A 2,641-nucleotide genomic window follows, 5' to 3' on the forward strand; every position below is an offset into this window, starting at 1 on the left:
CCGATGGCCGCCCCTGCCAGCGGCGAGCCGCCGGTCAGCGCCGCGATGCCGGCACCGCCGGCGGCGCCGATGCCGCCGCCGATCAGCGCCCGCTGGCCGACCGGGTCGGCGCAGGCCGCGACGCCAAGGCCCAGCAGCGCAACGGCGGCGACACGGATGGAAGTCCAGGACATGCGTGATTCCCTTGTGTTGTGTCCGATGCGCGCCAGCACAACCGCGGCGTGTGGCATCGATCGGGCAGAACCGGGGCAGCGCCTGCCCCAGGATTCACGAATGCTTCAGCCGGCCTTCTTCCGGCGCCCGCCCTTGCCCTTCTTCGGATCATAGCCGCCGCCGCCGGGGCCGAGCGGCTTGGGCTTCCAGTCGGCCTTGGGCGTGGCCTCGCGCAGCGAACGACCCGCGAGATTCGGTTCCAGGCCGAGGTCGAGGGCTTCCAGTCGCTTGATCTCGTCGCGCAGCCGCGCGGCGGTCTCGAATTCCAGCTCGGCCGCCGCCGCGCGCATCTTGCGCTCCAGTTCCGCAATCGCGGCACGCAGGTCCTTGCCGACGAAGTTGGCCGCGCTGTCGTCCTCGACCGCCTCGACCGTCACGTAGTCGCCCTGCGAGACGTCCTTCAGCACATCGGCGATCTCGCGGCGAATGGTGGTGGGCGTGATGCCGTGCTCGGTGTTCCAGGCGATCTGCTTCGCACGTCGGCGCTCCGTCTCGCCGAGCGCGTTGCGCAGCGAGTTCGTCATGGTGTCGGCATAGAGCACCACGCGCCCCTCGGCGTTGCGCGCCGCGCGGCCGATGGTCTGGATCAGCGAGGTCGTGGAGCGCAGGAAGCCTTCCTTGTCGGCATCCAGGATCGCGACCAGGGCGCATTCGGGGATATCGAGGCCCTCGCGCAGCAGGTTGATGCCGACCAGCACGTCGAACACGCCCTTGCGAAGATCGCGGATGATCTCGATGCGCTCGAGCGTGTCCACGTCGGAATGCAGGTAGCGCACGCGGATGCCGGCCTCGGTCATGTATTCCGTGAGGTCCTCGGCCATGCGCTTGGTGAGTGTCGTGACCAGCACGCGCCCGCCGGCCTGCGCGACGGTGCGGCATTCGGCCAGCAGGTCATCCACCTGGCCTTCGACGGGGCGGATCTCGCAGACCGGATCGACCAGGCCGGTCGGGCGGATCACCTGCTCGGCGAAGGCGCCGCCGGTGCGTTCCATCTCCCAGGGGCCGGGGGTCGCGCTGACGAAGACGGTCTGCGGGCGATAGGCGTCCCATTCCTCGAACTTGAGGGGGCGGTTATCGGTGCAGCTCGGCAGGCGGAAGCCGAATTCGCTCAGGATCGCCTTGCGCGCATAGTCGCCGCGATACATCCCGCCGATCTGCGGCACCGTGACGTGGCTCTCGTCCACGATCAGCACGGCGTTGTCGGGCAGGTATTCGAACAGCGTCGGCGGCGGCTCGCCGGGGTTGCGGCCGGTCAGGTAGCGCGAATAGTTCTCGATGCCTTTGCAGGAGCCCGTCGTCTCCATCATCTCGATGTCGAAGATGGTGCGCTGCTCGAGCCGCTGGCGCTCCAGAAGCTTGCCCTCGGCCTCGAGCTGCGCGAGGCGTTCCTTCAGCTCCTCCTTGATGCGCGCGATCGCTTGCGTGAGCGTGGGCCGTGGCGTGACGTAGTGGCTGTTGGCGTAGACGGCGATGCGTTCCATCTCGCTCGTCACCTCGCCGGTCAGCGGGTCGAATTCCCGGATGCCGTCGATCTCGTCCCCGAACAGGGAGACGCGCCAGGCGCGGTCATCGAGGTGCGAGGGCCAGATGTCCACGCTCTCGCCGCGCACGCGGAAGGTGCCGCGCGCGAAGAAGGAATCATTGCGGCGGTACTGCTGCTCGACCAGGCCCTTCACCAGCGCGTCGCGGTCGATCCGCCCGCCGCGTTCGAGCTTAACGACCATGCGGCTGTAGGTCTCGACCGACCCGATGCCGTAGATGCAGGACACCGAGGCGACGATCACCACGTCGTTGCGTTCGAGCAGCGCCTGCGTGGCGGAATGCCGCATGCGGTCGATCTGCTCGTTGATCTGCGAATCCTTCTCGATGTAGGTGTCCGTGCGCGGGACATAGGCTTCCGGCTGGAAGTAGTCGTAGTAGCTGACGAAATATTCCACCGCGTTGTCGGGGAAGAAGGACTTCATCTCGCCATAGAGCTGCGCGGCCAGGGTCTTGTTCGGGGCCAGCACCAGCGCCGGGCGCTGCAGTTCCTCGATGACCTTGGCCATGGTGAAGGTCTTGCCGGAGCCGGTGACGCCCAGCAGCACCTGGTCACGCTCGCCGGCCTGCAACCCGGCGGTCAGTTCACGGATCGCCGCCGGCTGGTCGCCATTTGGCTCGAAGGGCGAGACGACCTTGAGCCGCTTCTCCGAGGGCGGCGCGGGCCGCTTCTGCGGCATGAACAGCACGGGGCCGGGGGCGATCAGGTTCATGGCCGCCAAGATGGGGCGCCGCACCCGCCCGCGCCAGCGGGGTCAGCCGCCCCCGGCGAGCGCCGCCAGCCTGTCCCGCTGCACCTTCCCGGTCGCGGTGCGCGGCAGCGACGCCACCACCACCACCCGGCGCGGCGCGCGCAGCCCGGGGGATCGGAAGAGCACGGGTCCGGACT

Annotated in this window: 1 protein-coding gene; it reads right to left on the reverse strand. The window is 68.7% G+C overall.

What is annotated here, in order from left to right; genetic code table 11:
• Positions 1–278: 278 nt before the first annotated feature.
• Positions 279–2,465, reverse strand: a complete 2,187-nt coding sequence (gene uvrB, locus HW578_RS25295; protein ID WP_198373466.1) for an excinuclease ABC subunit UvrB — start codon at positions 2,463–2,465, stop codon at positions 279–281.
• Between the last annotated feature and the right edge of the window lie 176 nt (positions 2,466–2,641).

The sequence above is a fragment of the Roseomonas rosulenta genome, assembly GCF_016106005.1.
GTDB lineage: Bacteria > Pseudomonadota > Alphaproteobacteria > Acetobacterales > Acetobacteraceae > Neoroseomonas > Neoroseomonas rosulenta.